Source organism: Achromobacter sp. Marseille-Q4962 (assembly GCF_943737005.1).
In the GTDB taxonomy this organism is placed as follows: Bacteria; Pseudomonadota; Gammaproteobacteria; order Burkholderiales; family Burkholderiaceae_B; genus Achromobacter.
The window spans coordinates 1-16,416 of the sequence record NZ_CALSFU010000046.1 but is presented as its reverse complement, the minus strand read 5'-3'; the positions used below and the strand labels follow the sequence as shown (position 1 = coordinate 16,416).

13 protein-coding genes are annotated in these 16,416 nt (G+C 71.5%); 8 read left to right on the top strand and 5 right to left on the bottom strand.

The features are described from left to right. Positions 1-147 precede the first annotated feature (147 nt). Complete coding sequence (locus NGJ44_RS22365) at positions 148-1,575, top strand: RNA polymerase factor sigma-54 (protein ID WP_251865904.1); 1,428 nt, start codon at positions 148-150, stop codon at positions 1,573-1,575. Between the two features lie 62 nt (positions 1,576-1,637). Here the strand turns inward: NGJ44_RS22365 and NGJ44_RS22360 are convergent, their stop codons facing one another. The 4 genes from NGJ44_RS22360 to NGJ44_RS22345 form a co-directional block, all read right to left on the bottom strand. After that, positions 1,638-2,003, bottom strand: coding sequence for a hypothetical protein (locus tag NGJ44_RS22360; RefSeq protein ID WP_251865900.1), 366 nt, complete (start codon positions 2,001-2,003; stop codon positions 1,638-1,640). Between the two features lie 111 nt (positions 2,004-2,114). Continuing rightward, on the bottom strand, positions 2,115-5,117 hold the full coding sequence (locus tag NGJ44_RS22355) for a PAS domain-containing protein (RefSeq protein ID WP_251865898.1): 3,003 nt from the start codon (positions 5,115-5,117) through the stop codon (positions 2,115-2,117). A 121-nt stretch (positions 5,118-5,238) separates the two neighbouring features. After that, positions 5,239-5,961, bottom strand: a complete 723-nt coding sequence (locus NGJ44_RS22350; RefSeq protein WP_251865896.1) for a DUF2325 domain-containing protein — start codon at positions 5,959-5,961, stop codon at positions 5,239-5,241. 92 nt (positions 5,962-6,053) lie between these two features. Continuing rightward, entirely contained in the window at positions 6,054-7,349 is a 1,296-nt protein-coding gene (locus NGJ44_RS22345; protein ID WP_251865895.1) for an MFS transporter, read from the bottom strand. 114 nt (positions 7,350-7,463) lie between these two features. Here NGJ44_RS22345 and NGJ44_RS22340 point away from each other — a divergent pair, with 114 nt between their 5' ends. Both NGJ44_RS22340 and NGJ44_RS22335 read left to right on the top strand, forming a co-directional pair. After that, the gene (locus NGJ44_RS22340) at positions 7,464-8,363 is read left to right on the top strand and encodes a LysR family transcriptional regulator (RefSeq protein ID WP_251865894.1); all 900 of its coding nucleotides are present in this window, start codon (positions 7,464-7,466) and stop codon (positions 8,361-8,363) included. A 159-nt stretch (positions 8,364-8,522) separates the two neighbouring features. Beyond that, a complete protein-coding gene (locus NGJ44_RS22335; RefSeq protein WP_353506970.1) occupies positions 8,523-10,157 on the top strand; it encodes a mucoidy inhibitor MuiA family protein in 1,635 nt (544 codons plus the stop codon). Here NGJ44_RS22335 and NGJ44_RS22330 read toward each other — a convergent pair. Then, the gene (locus NGJ44_RS22330; RefSeq protein ID WP_251865892.1) at positions 10,145-11,353 is read right to left on the bottom strand and encodes an EAL domain-containing response regulator; all 1,209 of its coding nucleotides are present in this window, start codon (positions 11,351-11,353) and stop codon (positions 10,145-10,147) included. The genes NGJ44_RS22335 and NGJ44_RS22330 overlap by 13 nt on opposite strands. 296 nt (positions 11,354-11,649) lie before the next feature. Here NGJ44_RS22330 and NGJ44_RS22325 point away from each other — a divergent pair, with 296 nt between their 5' ends. The 5 genes from NGJ44_RS22325 to asd all read left to right on the top strand — a co-directional run bounded on the left by NGJ44_RS22325 (position 11,650) and on the right by asd (position 16,270). Then, positions 11,650-12,780, top strand: a complete 1,131-nt coding sequence (locus tag NGJ44_RS22325) for a 3-deoxy-7-phosphoheptulonate synthase (protein WP_251865890.1) — start codon at positions 11,650-11,652, stop codon at positions 12,778-12,780. A gap of 245 nt (positions 12,781-13,025) precedes the next feature. After that, complete coding sequence (locus NGJ44_RS22320; protein ID WP_251865889.1) at positions 13,026-13,520, top strand: hypothetical protein; 495 nt, start codon at positions 13,026-13,028, stop codon at positions 13,518-13,520. Positions 13,521-13,610: 90 nt separating this feature from the next. Then, the gene (locus tag NGJ44_RS22315; RefSeq protein WP_251865887.1) at positions 13,611-14,348 is read left to right on the top strand and encodes a response regulator transcription factor; all 738 of its coding nucleotides are present in this window, start codon (positions 13,611-13,613) and stop codon (positions 14,346-14,348) included. A 70-nt stretch (positions 14,349-14,418) separates the two neighbouring features. Further along, positions 14,419-15,288 (top strand): HpcH/HpaI aldolase/citrate lyase family protein, encoded by an 870-nt coding sequence (locus tag NGJ44_RS22310; protein WP_251865885.1) that lies wholly within the window; start codon positions 14,419-14,421, stop codon positions 15,286-15,288. Positions 15,289-15,403: 115 nt separating this feature from the next. Continuing rightward, a complete protein-coding gene (gene asd, locus NGJ44_RS22305; RefSeq protein ID WP_251865883.1) occupies positions 15,404-16,270 on the top strand; it encodes an archaetidylserine decarboxylase in 867 nt (288 codons plus the stop codon). Positions 16,271-16,416 lie beyond the last annotated feature (146 nt).

Genomic DNA, 16,416 nt, shown 5'->3' with positions numbered 1-16,416 from the left:
CGGGCTGTTTGAAACCCCCGCCCCGGCCGGCCGCCCCCCCGGGCCGCCCCTCCCCGCCCCGCCGGCGGGCATGGATCTTGCATGACCCATCTGGTTGATGCCGCCTTTCCGGCGGTCCCGAGAGAGGAGAAACCCTTGGGCCACCCGATGCAGGAATTGCGCCTGCGCCAGCAGATGACCCTGGCGCCCCGCTTGCAGCAGTCCGTCAAGCTGCTGCAGATGACCGCCCTGGAATTCACCACGGCGATCCAGCAGGCCCTGGCCAGCAATCCTTTCCTGGAAGAAGTGGAGGAAAGCGAAGACGCGGGCGAGCCGCGGGCCGGGGACGCCGCCCGCGCCGACTCCGCCGCGCCGCCGGCCGCTTCCGCGCCTGCGGCCGAACCGGCCGCGCCCGAGGCGCCCGAAGCCCCCGCCTACTCCGGCGACTACCCCGTGCGCCCGGCCGGCGACGGCGCGGCGCAGGATCTGGGGCAGTGGGCCAGCGCCTCGGTTTCCATGCATGAACGGCTCTCGCGCGAGCTCGGCAACTATCGCCTGCAGCCGCGCGACCGGCTGATGGCCGAATTCATCATCGACGCGCTGGACGACGACGGTTACCTGCGCACGCCGCTGGACGCACTGTGCGACGCCGCCGCCGGGTTCTCGCCGCCGCCCGACGAACACGAATGGATGGCGGCCCTGCGGCTGGTCCAGCAGCTGGACGCGCCCGGCCTGGCCGCGCGCGACCTGTCCGAGTGCCTCGCCCTGCAACTGGCGGCCGCGCCCGGCGTGCCGGCCGCCAGGCGCGAACTCGCGCTGCGCATTGTGCGCGAACACCTCGACCGCCTGGCGCGCAACGACAGCGCCGGCCTGCGCCGCGCGCTGGGCTGCGAGGCCGACGCCCTGCGCGGGGCCTGCGCGCTGATCCGCGGCCTGGATCCCAAGCCGGGCCGGCGCTACAGCGACGAAGCGCCGGCCTATGTGGTGCCCGACGTATTCGTGGACAAATGGCAGGCCCGCTGGCGCGTGCTGCCCAACCGCCGCGCCATGCCCCAGGCGCGGCTGCACCAGGCCTATGCCGATCTGTTCCGCCGCGCGCGGCTGGACGATCGCAGCCCCATGGCGCAGGAGCTGCAGGAAGCGCGGTGGCTGGTGCGCAACGTGGAGCAGCGCTACACCACCATCCAGCGCGTGGCCGAAGCCATCGTAAGACGCCAGCAGCGCTTCTTCGAATACGGCGAAGTCGCCCTGCGGCCCCTCATGCTGCGCGAAGTGGCCGACGACCTGGAAATGCACGAGTCCACCGTTTCGCGCGCCACCGTGGGCAAATACATGGTGACGCCGCGCGGCGTGTTCGAATTCCGCCACTTCTTTTCGCGTGAACTGGCCACCGAATCCGGCGGCACCTGCTCCGCCGCCGCGGTGCGGGCGCTCATCAAGGAATTGATAGACGGCGAAGACCCCGCCATGCCCCTTTCGGACGTCGCCCTCGCCCGGCAACTCGCCGCCAGCGGCATCCTCCTCGCGCGCCGCACCGTCTCCAAATACCGCGGCCAGCTCCGGCTGCCCCCGGCCGAACTGCGCCGCCAGCAATAGGGCACGCCAGCCGCGAGCCGGTGGCGCGCCCGATTCCGCAGGCGCGCCGCTGCTGGCCGGGTTCACTGGGACCCGCCCGTATTGGGGTATCCCGGAGGCGGCGCCGCGCCGCCCGACGGCGTGGCCGGCACGTTGTCGTTGGCTTCGCGCTGGCGATGCGGCATCTGGCCCGCATGGCGGTCCGACCGCATGTGATGCCCGTCCTGGCCGCTGCCCTGGTCCAGCCGGGGCGGCGTCGTGGCCGTCGAGGGATTGGCGCTGGGCGCCGGGGCCGGCTGCCCGGCCGGCAATGGCCGGTTGGGCTGGGCGCCCGTGCTGTCGTTGGGCGTGGTCGAGGGCGTGGTGGGAGCGGCGGACTGCGCCTGCGCCGCGCCGCAGGCCAGGCCGGCGGCCAGCGCGAGCGCGCTGCTGAAGGCTCGGATCTTCATGCGTGGGCTCCTTGAAAGATGAAGGATGGAATGCGCCCTCTTTTCCGCAAGGCCCATGCCCGGGAACCGGCCCCCGCCCCGCCCGGCCAGGCGCGGGGCGCCGGGAAATTTTTACCTCTCCTGCAATCCTTCCGCCCGCTCCGGGCCGCCGCCCGAAGTCAGCATGCGCTGCACCCGGGCTCCCAGCGCATCCAGCGCAAAGGGCTTGACGATGAGTTCCATGCCCGGCGCGAGAAACCCCTTGTCGCTCGCCGCACTTTCGGCATAGCCCGTCATGAGCAGCACCTTCAGGCCGGGATGCGCCGCCCGCGCCGCGTCGGCCAACTGCCGCCCGTTGAGCCCGGGCAGCCCCACGTCCGTCACCAGCAAGTCGATGCCCGGGGTGCGCTGCACGAGTTCCAGCCCCGCCTCCCCGTCGCCGGCGGCCAGCACCCGCATGCCCAGTTCCGCCAGGCACTCGCGCACCATGTCGCGCACGTTGGCATCGTCTTCCACCAGCGCGACCAGGGCCTTGCGCGCCTGGCCGGGACGCGGCCCTGGTTCCTCGGATGCCCGGGGCAGATCCGCCGGCGCCCCGTCCAGGCGCGGCAGGTAGAGCCGCACGGAAGTGCCCACGCCGACTTCGCTGTCCAGCATGACGACGCCGCCCGCCTGCTTGGCAAAGCCGTAGATCATGGACAGCCCCAGCCCCGTGCCCTCGCCCAGCGGCTTGGTGGTGAAGAAGGGGTCGAAGGCGTGCGCCAGCACGTCCGGCGTCATGCCGCAGCCCACGTCCTTCACGCACACCGCGACGAACTCGCCGTCGCGCATGCCCGGGCTCTGGCGCAGTTGCGGACCGTCCAGCCGCGTGTTCGCGGCCGACACGGTCAGCACGCCGCCGCCCGGCATGGCGTCGCAGGCGTTGATGACCAGATTGAGCATGGCGTTCTCGAACTGGTTCTTGTCGCAGCGCACGGTCCACAGCCCGGGCGCCAGGTCGAACTCCAGCGACACGCTCTCGCCCGTATAGCGCCGGAAGAGATCGGCCATCGACTGCAGGGTAGCGGCCACGTCCACCGGCTTGGGGTCGATGGGCTGGCGCCGCGAAAACGTGAGCAGGCGCTGCGTGAGGTGGGCGGCGCGGCTGGCCGAATCCTTGGCCACATTGACGAAGCGCTGCGCCTGCTCCGGCGCGCCGGCGGCCAGCTTGCGCTCGATGAGGTACAACGCGCCCGAAATGCCCTGCAGCATATTGTTGAAGTCGTGGGCGATGCCGCCGGTCAGCCTGCCCACCGCCTCCATTTTCTGCGCCTGGCGCAGCGCCTGCTCGGTTTCGCGCAGCATCTCGGCCTGCACCTTGAGATCGGTGTCGTCGCGGCCGGTCATGTAGAGGCCGTCCTGCGCCCACGACATGCTCCAGGTAATCCAGCGGTACCCGCCCTCGCGGGTCTTCAGGCGGTTCTCCAGGTGTCTGGGGCCCTGCGCCGGCTCGCTGCGCGCCGCCCGGGTGAGCGCCGCGCGCGAGGCGTCGTAGTCTTCCGGATGCACCAGCTCGGCCAGCCCCATGGCCAGGAACTGCTCCGGCGTCCAGCCCAGGATGGGCTTGACGGCCGGGTTCACGCTCACGAAGCGGCCCTGACCGTCGGCCACCGCCAGCAGCTCCGGCGACAGCCGCCAGATGCGGTCGCGCTCGGCAATCGCGTCTTCCACCCGCTGCTCCAGCATGCGCGCATAATGCGAGCGTTCCACCGCATCGCACATGCGCTCGGCCACTTCTTCCATGAACGCGATGTCGCCGGCCTTGAAACGGCTGCCCGGCCCCCGGCAGGCGAGCAGCGCCCCGGTCGCGCGGCCCCACCGCCGCATGGGCACCGCCACCGCCCACGGCGCGGCGCGCGCCGCGCCCCGGTCCGCGTCCGGGCCCTGCAGCGAAGCGGTGCGCCCCTTGCGCATGGCCGCGTAAAACTCTTCGTCCAGGCTGCCCGGATCGAGCTCGGGCGCGCCGGGCGCGCGCCAGCTCGTCGTCACCGAAGGCGGGGCGCCCTCTCCGGGCCAGTCCAGCACCGCCGCCTGGCCCAGCGCCAGGTGCTGGGCCAGGGCTTCGCAGGCGGTGCGCTCGATGGCGGACTGGTGATGCAGCTCCCGCATGCGGTCGCCCAGCGCGAGCAGGAAATTCTTGCGGTGCTGTCCTTCCCAGAGTTCGGCCTCGGCCGCCTTGCGCGCCGTCACGTCGAGGAACAGCGCCAGAATGCGTTCGGCGCCCGCCTTGCGCACCCGCGCTTCGTACCAGGCCTCGCGCGGCGCCGGCACGGCGAATTCGAACTGGGCCGGCTCGCCCGTCTCGACCACCTGGGCGAAGGTTTCCATGATCTGCCCCGGCACGCCGGGGATCATCTCGCGCAGGGTATGGCCCAGCGTATCGCCCTCTTTCATGCCGCTTTGCCGCTCGAAAGCGGGGTTGACCTCCAGAAAGCGGAAATCCACCACCTGCCCCGCGTCGTTGCGCAAGGCCTCGCTCAGAAAAAACGCCTCCTGCATGCCCTCGAACATGGCCCGCCAGCGTTCGCCGCCCTGGCGCAGGGCCTGGTCGGTGCGGTGGCGCTCGATGGCCAGCGCCGCGCTGCGCGTCACCAGCGCGATGGCGTCGACGTCATGCGCCGAGGGCCGGCGCGGCTCGCGGTAGTAATTGGACAGCACTCCCAGCACGCGGCCGTCGGGCGCCTTGATCGGCGTAGACCAGCAGGCGCGCAGCCCGTGCGCCAGCGCCAGGCTGCGCCAGCCGTTCCAGGCCGGATGCGAAGAGATGTCCTCCGCGTACACAGGGCAGCCCGTATGCGCCGCCAGTCCGGGCGAGGCCGATTGCGGGCCGATGGGCACGTCATCCACCGCCGCGTTGAAAACGGCCGGCAGACTGGGAGCCGCGCCGTGGCGCAGCCGCGCGCCGCCCGCGTCCGTCAGCATGATGGAAGCCAGCAATTCGGTGCTGGACTGGGCCTCGATGGCGTGCAGCATGTGCTCCAGCACCTCGGCCAGCGGCATCCCCTCCGCGATGCGCTGCAGCATGATGCGCTCGTCTTCGAGGCGCGCGAGCGTGTCGGTCCACGGGTTGGCCACCCGGTCTCGCTTGGTCAGCATGTATGGAAATTTCCACAGTCCTCTCTGACGCCAGCGTAAAACGGCTTGGCCGCGCGCGAGACGCTCCAGATGCTACAACGGCAACGCGCCGTAACATCGGCGCGTCCTGGAACACCCGGGGTCAGCGCGTGGCGGCCTCGGCGGTTCCGAGGTGCAGCGCCGAGAGCGCCTCGGGCTTGTCCACCAGCACGCACTGCTTACCGGTGCGCGCGCAGTGATCGCGCACGCGCCAATAGGCGCCGTGGCTCACGCAGCCCGTCTGGCAGATGACGAGGTCGGCCGCCACCAGGCTGGCCTCCAGCGCCTCGCCGTCGCTCTCTCCGGTGTGCGCCAGATAGCGGCCGCCCGCCATCTCGACCACCTTGCGCGTCAGCATGAGGGCCATGTCGTCCGCGCCCACGCACAGCACGGATTTGGACTTCAGCGCCATGACCGCCGGCGCGGCGGCCGGAACCGCCGCCGGCGCAGGCCGGTGCGCGCGGGCCCGCATGCGCGCTTCCTGATGCAGGCGGTGCGAGGCGGCCCAGTCCTGCCACGAGAGGCGTTCGCGCATCAGCTGCTGCACGCGCTCCATGAGCTGCTGCACGCGGCGGGCCAGCGCCATGCGCCGGGGCAGCCCGGGAATCGCGCGTTCCAGGGCGGCGCGGTCTTCGCGCTCCCAGGCCAGCGCGGTCTGGGCGACGACGAAGGCGGCGCGCTGACGCATCAGCTCGGCCTCCAGCCGCGCGATGCGCGCCGCCTGTTCGCCGAGCAGCCTGCTGCAATGGTTCTGGGCCTGGCCATAGGCGGCGAGCAGCGCGGCGTGCTCGCGCTGGAGGGAGAAAAGATCCTGGGAAGAAGGCATCGCGGACCTCGAGGGCGGGAAAAAACCGCCCGCGGGACCGGGGCGGCTTCAGGCATGAGCGCGATTATAAATGAGAATGCTTGCTTTTATCATCAACCCGCCCGCGTCGCGGCGCCCGGCGCGGCCGGCGCCACGGACACGCGCCGGCCTCGGCGGTACAGGCACAGGCTCACGGCCAGCGCCGCCGCCAGCAGCGCCCCGCACAGGGCGGCCACGCCGGCCCAGCCCAGGCCGGCCCAGAACTTGCCGCCCAGCGCGCCCAGCACGCTGGAACCCACGTAGTACACCAGCAGGTAGAGCGAGGCGGCCAGCGCCTTGTAGCCCCGCGCCATGTGCCCCACCCAGCCGCTGGCCACCGCATGCGCGGCGAAGAAACCGAACGTGAACACCACGATGCCCAGGACCAGCACCGGCAGCGAGTCGGACAGCGTGAGCAGCAGGCCCGCCAGCGCAAGGCACGAGGCTGCCGTGAGCATGGCGCCGCGCCCGTGCCGGTCGGCCATGCGGCCGAAGAAGGTCGAGGCGAAGATGCCCACCAGGTAGACCACGAAGATCGAGCCGATGAACGTCTGCGAAAGCGAAAACGGCGGCGCCAGCAGCCGGAAGCCCACGTAGTTGTATACCGTGACGAATGCGCCCATCAGCAGCCCGCCCAGCGCGAACAGGGCGCACAGCGGACCGTTGCGCAGGTGGGCCGACACGCCCTGGCGCACGTCCTGCAGCACGCCCGCCCAGCCGTCGCCGCGGTGCGGCGTAAAGCCGCGCGATGCCGGCAGCAGCCAGATGAAAAGCAGGGCCGCCACGATACCCAGCACGCCCAGCGCGCCCATGGCCGCGCGCCAGCCGAAGTGGTCCGACACCAGGCCGGTGACGACCCGCCCCGACAGGCCGCCAAAGGCGCTGCCGCTGATGTACAGGCCCATGACGAAGCCCAGCGTGTCGGGCTCGACCTCCTCGGCCAGGTAGGCCATGGCGACTGCGGGCACGCCGCCCATGGCCAGCCCCTGCAGGGCGCGCAGCGCCAGCAGGCTGTGCCAGTCGGGCGCCGCCGCGGCGGCCGTGCCCAGCGCCGCCGAAACCGCCAGCGAGAACGCCATGGTGCGCTTGCGCGGCAGCGACTGCGAAAACAGGCCCACCGCGAAAATGGCCAGGGCCAGCAGGCCCGTGCACAGCGACAGCGCCAGGCTGCTCTGAGCGGGCGACACCTGGAAGGCATGGGTGAAGAGCGGCATGAGCGGCTGTACGCAATACAGCAGCGAAAACGTGGAGAAACCGGCGGCGAACAGCGCCCACTGGGCGCGGCGCAGGCCCGGCGAGCCGCGGCGCAGCAGGCCGGCCGCCGGCGCGTGGGACGCGGAGGAAGAGGAATCGGGTAGGGAAACAGCCATGGGAAAAGTCTCGTGATCGGCGGGCGCGCAGCCGGCCCGCCTTGCGAATAAAGGTAGACCTTTCTCCTGCATATGTCCAATATATGAAAGTACCTTTGACTATATTTAAAAAAGATGGAACTTCGGCATTTGCGCTATTTCGTCACCGTGGCGGAGGAGCTGCACTTCACGCGCGCCGCGGCCCGCCTGGGCATCGGCCAGCCGCCCCTGAGCCAGCAGATCCAGCAACTGGAGCGCGAGATCGGCACGCCCCTTTTCCTGCGGCTGCCGCGCGGCATCGCGCTCACCGAGGCCGGCGCGCGTTTCCTCGAAGACGCGCGCGCCATCCTCGCCGGCGCCGAGCGCGCGGTGGACACGGCCCGCCGGCTGGGGCGCGGCGAAGAAGGAGCCGTCACCATCGGCTTCACGGCTTCGGCGGTGTTCCACCCCTACCTGCCCAGCGCCATCCGCGCCTACCGCGACCGCTACCCCGGCGTACGCATTTCGCTCACCGAATCCACCACGCAGAGCCTGCTGCGCAGCCTGCGCGCGGGCGACGTGGACGTGGCCTTCGTGCGGCCGCCCTATGCGCCGGACCCGGAATTCGCCGCCGAGCGGGTGCTGGACGAGCCCATGCTGGTGGCGCTGCCGCCCGGCCATCCGCTGGGCCGCAAGCGCGCCGTGCCCATGAAGGCGCTGGCGGGCGAGGATTTCGTGCTCTACCCGCGGCCCATCGGCGCGGGGCTGTACGACGCGATTCTCTCGGCCTGCCAGCGGGCGGGCTTCTCGCCGCGCGTCATCCAGGAAGCGCCGCAGATGGCCTCCATCGTCAGCCTGGTCGCCGCCGGCGTGGGCATTTCCATCGTGCCCGCGGCCATGCGCCACATGGGCGCCGAGGGCGTGGAGTACCGGCCCATCCGGGGCGACGCGCCGCATGCGCTGCTGGATATGGCCTATCGCCGCCATGACCGCAGCGCGGCCGCCGCCAACGCGGTGACGCTGATGCGCGGGCTGGCGCACCCGGCCCCGGCCTGAGGCGCCAGCCCGCCCGGTTCGGCGCGCCGCCGGTCCCGCGCCGGGCGCATTGCGGCCCGGCTTGTCGTGTTTGCGCCGGTCTTGTCACCTTCTGTAAAACGCCCCGCCCGCTTCCCCCTTACAGTGGCCGCCGTCCCGTTCTCCGCAAAAGGCACCCCCTTGAACCGTACGCTCCTCACCCTCGCCGTGGCGGCGCTGCCGGGCATGGCCGCCGCCGTCGCGCTGCCCTCGTCCATTTCCGAAGTCACGGTCTACCCGGACCGCGCGGTGGTCACGCGTCTCGCCTCGGCCCAGCTCTCCGCGGGCGAGCACGAGCTCGAACTCGAGAACCTGCCCGCCGGGCTGCAGGAGAGCTCGGTGCAGGCCAGCGCCCGCGCCGCCGCGCCCGCCACGCTGATCGACGTGCAGGTGCGCAATGCCTATCCGGCCGGCGCGCCGAACCCGCGCGTGCGCGCGCTGGAAGAGGAATTGCGCGGCGTGGACGCGAAACTCGCGGCCCTGGACGACGAAAAGGCCGTGCTCGACAACCAGCGCGAACTGGTGCTGCTGATGCAACGCGGCGCCACCGACGCCGGCCAGGGCGCGCCGCGCCCGACGGAGCAGGACTTCAGGACGCTGCAATCGCTGAGCGCCGACGCGCTTGCGCGCGCCCTGTCCGGCCTGCGCGACGTGGCGGCCCGGCGCGGCGAGCTGGAACGCCGGCGCGATGCGCTGGCCGCGCAGATCGAGAGCCAGCGCGACCGGCAGCGCGCCAGCAAGACCGCCGTGCTGCGGCTGCGCCTGGCCGAGTCCTCCAAGGTGGAGGTGAAGCTGGCCTACGCCGTGCGCGAAGCGCGCTGGACCCCGGCCTACGACGCCCGCCTGCAGCCGGCGCAGCGCACGGTGCAGCTCGGATATTTCGGCGTGGTCCGCCAGCATACGGGCGAAGACTGGAACCAGGTGCGGCTCACGCTCTCCACCGCCCGGCCGTCGCTGGGCGGGGCTGCGCCCGAGCCGCGCGCCTGGATCGTCGACGTGGCTGCGCCGCAGCCGCCGGCGCCCCGCCCCGCGCCGGCCGCCTCGCGCCCGCGGGCCTTCGGGCAGGCCCGGCTGGAAGAAGCCGCCGAAGCGGCCGGAACGGCCTCGGCCGCCGACGAACCGCTCGAAGCCGAAGCCGCCACCGCCCAGCTCGAAAACGCGGCCACCAGCGCCGCCTTCCGCATCCAGGCCCCCGCCAGCCTGCCCTCGGACGACAGCGCGCAGCGCGTGGCCATCGCCACGGCCACCCTGCCCGCCACGCTGGTCTACCGCGCCACGCCGGGCCTGCGCGAAACCGCCTACCTCTCGGCGCAGGCGGAAAACAGCACGGGCTACCCGCTGCTGGCCGGACCGCTCAACACGTTCCTGGGCGATGCCTTTGTCGCCGCCGGCGCGCTCAAGACCGTGATGCCCGGCGAAAAGCTGGACCTGGCGATGGGCGCGGACGATGGCATCGCCATCGAGCGCAAGCTCGTCAGCCGCTATACCGAGAACACGGGTTTTTCCGGCAGCGGCCGGCGAGTTACCTACGAGTACCGCTACACCGTCCGCAACCACAAGCAGAGCGCGGAAACGCTGGAATTCCGCGACAGTATCCCCGTCTCGCGCAACGAGCGCATCGCGGTCAAGGTGCTGGCGCCCTCGGCCCAGGATGCGCGGCGCGAGGCCGACGGGCGGATCGCGTGGCACTGGAAACTCGCGCCGGGAGAATCGCGCGAGGCCACGCTGAAGTTCGCCGTGGAATACCCGGGCGACGTGGACGTCTACGGACTGTAGGCGCGGCAGAAATCCACGAAGTCCCGCGGGGCCAGCGGCCGCGCGATCGCGTAGCCCTGGGCCGCGTCGCAGCCCAGCTCGCGCAGCAGGGCCAGGTCGCGCTCCTGCTCCACGCCCTCGGCGACGACGCGCCTGCCCAGCGAACGGCCCATGTCGATCGCCGCGGCCACCACCGCGCGCGAGGCGGCGTCGCGATGCATGTGGACGATGAACTCGCGGTCTATCTTCAGTTCAGTGAACGGCATCGCGGAGAACAGCCGCATCGAGGCGATGCCCGCGCCGAAATCGTCCATCGCCAGCTCGAAGCCCCGCACCCGCAGCAGGTTGAGGGCCGAGGACAGCACCACCCAGTCGCCCACCGGCTCGTCTTCGGTCAGCTCGATCTTGATGAGGCGCGCGGGCAGGCCGGCCCGGGCCATGCGCCGCTCCAGCATGGCGGGCAGCGCCGGATCGCACAGCGTGGACGCCGAGGCATTCACCGCGACCGGAACCGCCAGGCCCTCGGCATGCAGCGGAACCAGCACGCCGGCCGCCGCGTCGACCACCCGCTCGAACAGCCGTCCGTCCAGCCCCAGCCGGTGCGCCGCCGCCACGAAGTCCGCGGGCGGCACCTCGCCCAGCGTGCGGTGGCGCCAGCGCGACAGCGCCTCGGCCGCGACGACCCGCCCCGTGCGCAGATCCACCTGCGGCTGCAGCACCACGCTGAACCCCGCCCCCGTCTGCAGGGCGCGGCGCAGGGCCGTTTCCATCGCCCGCCGCTGCAGCGGCGCGGGCGCCGCCTCCTGAGACGCCGCCAGGCTTTCGAGCGCCGTCTCCATGGCCGCCTGCAAAACGGCCGCCGACACCGGCATGGGCAGCGCCTGCACCGAGGCGCTGCCCGCTTCCAGCGCAAGCCTCACATGCGATTGCAGCAACTCCTCGCCCAGCCCGCTGGTCCAGATCACCGGCGGCACGCGGCCCATGCCGCGCAGCTCGGTCAGCAGGCTCGCGCTGCCCGCAATGCCGGTCGCGATGTCGCTGATGACGACATCGTGCGGCTGGCGCGCCACCGCCGCAACGGCCGCCGCCGCGTCGCTTGCCGCGGTGACGCGCCGGTAGCCCATGGCCGCCAGCATGTTCTGGAATAGCGCAAGCTCCACGGGGTGGTCGTTGAGCACGAGTATCCGCCGGGCAAAGCGCGGTCGCAGTCTAGGCATTCACGGATCCCCTCGATCGGCGATGCCGGTTTGGGCGGCCGCCTGCTGTACTTGATTTCCGCATCCTACGTCAACTCGCCGCCATCCAGCCCCGATTGCGCGCGGGGTTAATGCACATTCGCGCAAACCGCGAGCCGGCGGGCCGCCCACGGGTCCATCCGGATTAACGCCGCCGCCCCCGCGCCGCCGGCTTCCGCGGACGCCCGCTCATCCCGAAAGCCGACTCCGTCCCCCGATGTGTCACGTCCGCAGGTGCGATAATGGCGGTTTTGCGCAGCCACGGCACGGAGCTCCTCTTGACCCGCATCGACGATCCCCTGCACGACCGCGAGGTCGGCGCGGCCGATTCCTCCCCGGACACCACCCGTATCGACGGCACCCGCATCAGCGCGGTGCGCCCGCTCATCTCGCCCGCGCTGCTGCAGGACGAGCTTCCCGTGCCCCGGGAAACGCAGGCGCTGGTGGAACGCAGCCGCGCGGCCATCGCCGACGTGCTGCACGGGCGCGACGACCGGCTGGTGGTCGTGGTGGGCCCCTGTTCCATCCACGACCACGACCAGGCCATGGAATACGCGCGCCTGCTGCGCGGCGCGGCCGACGAGCTTTCCGGCGAACTGCTCGTGGTCATGCGCGTCTACTTCGAGAAGCCTCGCACGACGGTGGGCTGGAAGGGATACATCAACGACCCGCGCCTGGACGGCAGCTTCCGCATCAACGAGGGCCTGCGCCGCGCGCGCGGGCTGCTGCTCGACATCAGCGCGCTGGGCCTGCCCATCGCCACCGAATTCCTCGACCTGCTGAGCCCGCAGTACATCGCCGACCTGATCGCCTGGGGCGCCATCGGCGCGCGCACCACCGAAAGCCCCAGCCACCGCCAGCTCAGTTCCGGCCTGAGCTGCCCGCTCGGCTTCAAGAACGGCACCGACGGCGGCGTGCAGATCGCCGCCGACGCCATGGTGGCCGCCAGCGCCCGCCATGCCTTCATGGGCATGACCAAGATGGGCATGGCCGCCATCTTCGAAACCCGCGGCAACCAGGACACGCACGTCATCCTGCGCGGCGGCAAGCAGGGCCCCAACTACGACGCCGCCAGCATCGACGCCTGCTGCGCGGCGCTGCGCAAGGCCGGCCAGCGCGAGCAGGTCATGGTGGACTGCTCGCACGCCAACTCCAACAAGTCGCACCTGCGCCAGATCGACGTCGCCCAGGACGTGGCGGCGCAGATCGCCGGCGGCGACGCCCGCATCACCGGCGTCATGATCGAGAGCAACCTCGAAGAAGGCCGCCAGGACCTCAAGCCCGGCGAACCGCTGCGTCATGGAGTGTCGATCACCGACGCCTGCCTGGGCTGGACACAGACCCTGCCCGTGCTGCGCGCGCTGGCCGAGGCGGTGCGCCAGCGCCGCCGCGCGGCCCGGCACGCCTGACTTTTCTTCCACGCCAGACCGTCCTTGCCCGGCCCTTGCGCCGGGGCCCGCCCGTTCGCCCCTGCTCCGGCGCGAACGGCGCGGCCGTCCTGCCCGGAAGGCGCCGGCCGGCGCGAATGCGCGCCGATGCTGCGCCACATCAATGAAACAATTGGTATCATGCATGTCTTGAGCCATCGGACCCGCTCCTGCGGCCCTGGGTCCTTTCCGCCGCGTCCCGCGCGCGGCGCATCCATTTTCAAGCCATGCCACTGTCTGCCCTTTCGCCTGCCCCCGCCCAAGCGGCCCGCGCCCAGCGTCCGACCGTGTTCATCTACACCGAGGAACAGCGCGGCAAGCAACTGGTCGAGTCGCCCGTCATCGGGATGATGTCGGACGCCTCGGGCTCGGACAAGCTCATCGTCATCCAGGACCCGCACTCCGGCATCAAGTTTCTCTACCGCATCGATTTCGAAAGCAGCAACCTCGACGCCGCCGCCATCACCGAAGAAGAGGCCGCCGCCTTCGACGGCAAGCGCTCGGTGCAGATCGACGCCACCACGTATCGCCTGGGCACCGTCGACAATGCCGTCAAGCTGCTGCGCGGCAAGACGCGCTGGATCCAGGACAAGGGCGCGGTGCTGTCGGTGCTGCTGCAGAACGCCGCGGCGCGCAAGTCCCGGTTCGCGGCGGTGCGCATCGAGCGCGACCGCCTGCGCAAGGTGCCGGCCGACGTGCCCGTGGAATACCTGGCGCGCTGAGCCCGTGCGGTCCATGGCGCGAGCACGAACCCCGGCGCGAGGCGCGGCGCTTCCGGCGGCCCGCGGTCCGCGGCGATTGCGGACCGCGCCGTGACGATCCTCATCGTCGACGATCACGAAGACTGGCGCGACACCATCGCGGAGTACGTGCACGGCCTGGGGCTGGACGCGCAGGTGCTCACCGCCGGCTCCCTGGCCGAACTGGAGGGCCTGCTGCACGCGGTCACGCCCGCCATCCTGGTGCTGGACGCGATGCTGCCCGACGGCGACGGGCTGGCGCGCGTGTCCCAACTGCGCACCCGCTATCCTTCCATGGGCATCGTCATGCTCACCGGCAGGCTGCTGAGCGAAGACAAGATCTCCGGACTGAGCCTGGGCGCCGACCATTACCTCACCAAGCCCGTCAACCTGGCCGAACTCGGCGCCACGCTGGTGGCTCTGGCGCGCCGCCTGCGCGTCGTCGCGCCCGCCGCGCCGGCCGACGCCGCGCCCTGGCGCTTCGATCCCGCCCGGCGCACGCTGCAATCGCCCTCGCACGTGGTGGTGGACGTCACGGAAGCCGAATGCCGCCTGCTCGGCGCGCTGATCCAGGCCGCGCCGCTGCCCCTGTCGCGGCTGCGTCTGGTGCAGGCGCTGGGCGCCAGCGCGCAGTCCTACGACACGCACCGCCTGGACGCCCACGTGCACCGCCTGCGCCGCAAGCTGCGCGCCCTGGCCGGCGGCGACATGGGCATACGCACCGTGTACGGCGTGGGCTATGTGTGTACCATGCCTGTCGAGATCGTTTCCAACCCGCAACCCGCCGCGCGGTCCTGCCTGTCGGCATGAGCGCTCCGGACCGCCCCGAGGGCGGATGCCGGAGCGCGCGGCGCGAGCCCTGTCCGATGCCCCTTTCCCGATGACCCTCTCCATACGCCCCCGCCGCTCCGTCCTCTACATGCCGAGCGCCAACGAACGCGCGCTGGACAAGGCGCGCGGCCTGGACGCCGACGCCCTCATCCTCGACCTCGAAGACGCCGTCGCGCCGGACGCCAAGGCCCAGGCGCGCGAGCGCGTCGCGCAAGCGCTGCGCCAGGGCGGCTACGGGCGGCGCGAATGCGTGGTGCGGGTCAATGCGCTGGACACCCCCTGGGGACGCGACGACGTGCGCGCCATCGCCGGGGCCGGCGCCGACGCGGTGCTGCTGCCCAAGGTGGAAGATGCCGCCCAACTGCATGCGCTGGCGCGCGCGCTGGACGAGGCCGGCGCGCCGCCCGGGCTGCCGCTGTGGGCCATGGCCGAAACCCCGCTGGGCTTTCTGCGCCTGGACGCCATTGCCTGCGGCCACCCGCGTCTGGCGGCCATCGTGGTGGGCACGTCCGATCTGGTGAAAGACCTGCACGCCCGCCACACGCCCGGCCGCCAGGAAACGCTGCTGGCGCGCTCGCTGGCCGTGATGGCGGCGCGCGCGCATGGCCTGGCCGCGCTCGACGGCGTGCATCTCGACCTGAACGACGACGCCGGCCTGGCCGCGGCCTGCGAACAGGGGCGCGACCTCGGCTTCGATGGCAAGACCTTGATCCATCCGCGCCAGATCGCGCCGGCCAACGCCGCCTTCGCGCCGTCCGGCGCCGAGGTCGCGCTCGCCCGCAAGCGGCTGCTGGCCTGGCGCGCGGCCCAGGCGGCCGGCCAGGGCGTGGCCGTGGTGGACGGCGCGCTGGTCGAGAATCTGCACGCGCGCGAGGCCGAGCGCCTGATCGCGCTGGCCGAGGCCATCGGAAAATTCTGAGTTCCCAGCCGCGCCAGTACGGTTACAATGCCGCCGATCGAACGCGCCGCGGCCAGGCACGGCGCGCTGCAACCACGTCCCGCTGCATGCGGGACGCGCTTTTTCAGGGCCCTCGATGCCAATCAAAGACCAACTCTTCCTCGCCAGCCAGTATCTCGCGCCTCACCACCTGGTGTCGCGGCTGTTCGGATACGCCGCCGACTGCCGGGAACCCGCGGTCAAGAACTGGATGATCTCGCGCTTCGTGCGCCGCTATCAGGTCGATATGCGCGAGGCCGAGCAAGAAGACGCGCTGGCCTACCCGAGCTTCAACGAATTCTTCACGCGCGCGCTCAAGCCCGACGCGCGCCCGCTCGACGACCTGCCCGGCGCCGTGCTCTGCCCGGCCGACGGCGCCATCAGCCAGATGGGCGCCATCGAGCATGGCCGCATCTTCCAGGCCAAAGGCCACAGCTACGGCCTGGCCGACCTGCTGGGCGGCGACGCGGCCCGCGCCGAACCTTTCCAGGGCGGGCAGTTCGCCACGGTGTACCTGTCGCCGCGCGATTACCACCGCGTACACATGCCGGTGGCCGGCACGCTGCGCGAAATGGTCCATGTGCCGGGCCGCCTGTTTTCGGTGAACCCCCTCACCGCGCGCAACGTGCCCCGCCTGTTCGCGCGCAACGAGCGCGTGGTGTGCATCTTCGACACCGAATACGGCCCCATGGCCGTCGTGCTGGTCGGCGCCATGATCGTGGCTTCCATCGAAACCGTCTGGGCCGGCCTGGTCACTCCCCACAAGCGGCGGGTGCGCAGCATCCGCTACGACGAAACCGCGCGCGCGCCCATCCACCTCGAAAAGGGCGCGGAAATGGGCCGCTTCAGGCTGGGCTCGACCGTTATCGTGCTGTTCGGGCCGGGCCGGGTGCGCTGGGCCGACACGCCCTCGGTGCTGGGCCCGGTGCGCATGGGCGAACTGCTGGCGCTGCCCGCGGGCTGAGCGGGGGCGGCGCAGACGTCCGCTCGTTTCCACAAAGCGAATAACTTCCTCCATTTTTATTCGCTTTCAGCGCAGATGAGCGCTTGCTAGATTACGGGCTTTTGCGGCCCGACCATGACCAGCGCCACCCTGCCCCGCTCCACGCC

Coding starts and splice junctions, on each gene's coding strand:
- NGJ44_RS22365 (WP_251865904.1), top strand. CDS start 148: ATGCAGGAATTGCGCCTGCGCCAGCAGATGACCCTGGCGCCCCGCTTG.
- NGJ44_RS22360 (WP_251865900.1), bottom strand. CDS start 2,003: ATGAAGATCCGAGCCTTCAGCAGCGCGCTCGCGCTGGCCGCCGGCCTG.
- NGJ44_RS22355 (WP_251865898.1), bottom strand. CDS start 5,117: ATGCTGACCAAGCGAGACCGGGTGGCCAACCCGTGGACCGACACGCTC.
- NGJ44_RS22350 (WP_251865896.1), bottom strand. CDS start 5,961: ATGCCTTCTTCCCAGGATCTTTTCTCCCTCCAGCGCGAGCACGCCGCG.
- NGJ44_RS22345 (WP_251865895.1), bottom strand. CDS start 7,349: ATGGCTGTTTCCCTACCCGATTCCTCTTCCTCCGCGTCCCACGCGCCG.
- NGJ44_RS22340 (WP_251865894.1), top strand. CDS start 7,464: ATGGAACTTCGGCATTTGCGCTATTTCGTCACCGTGGCGGAGGAGCTG.
- NGJ44_RS22330 (WP_251865892.1), bottom strand. CDS start 11,353: ATGCCTAGACTGCGACCGCGCTTTGCCCGGCGGATACTCGTGCTCAAC.
- NGJ44_RS22320 (WP_251865889.1), top strand. CDS start 13,026: ATGCCACTGTCTGCCCTTTCGCCTGCCCCCGCCCAAGCGGCCCGCGCC.
- NGJ44_RS22310 (WP_251865885.1), top strand. CDS start 14,419: ATGACCCTCTCCATACGCCCCCGCCGCTCCGTCCTCTACATGCCGAGC.
- asd (WP_251865883.1), top strand. CDS start 15,404: ATGCCAATCAAAGACCAACTCTTCCTCGCCAGCCAGTATCTCGCGCCT.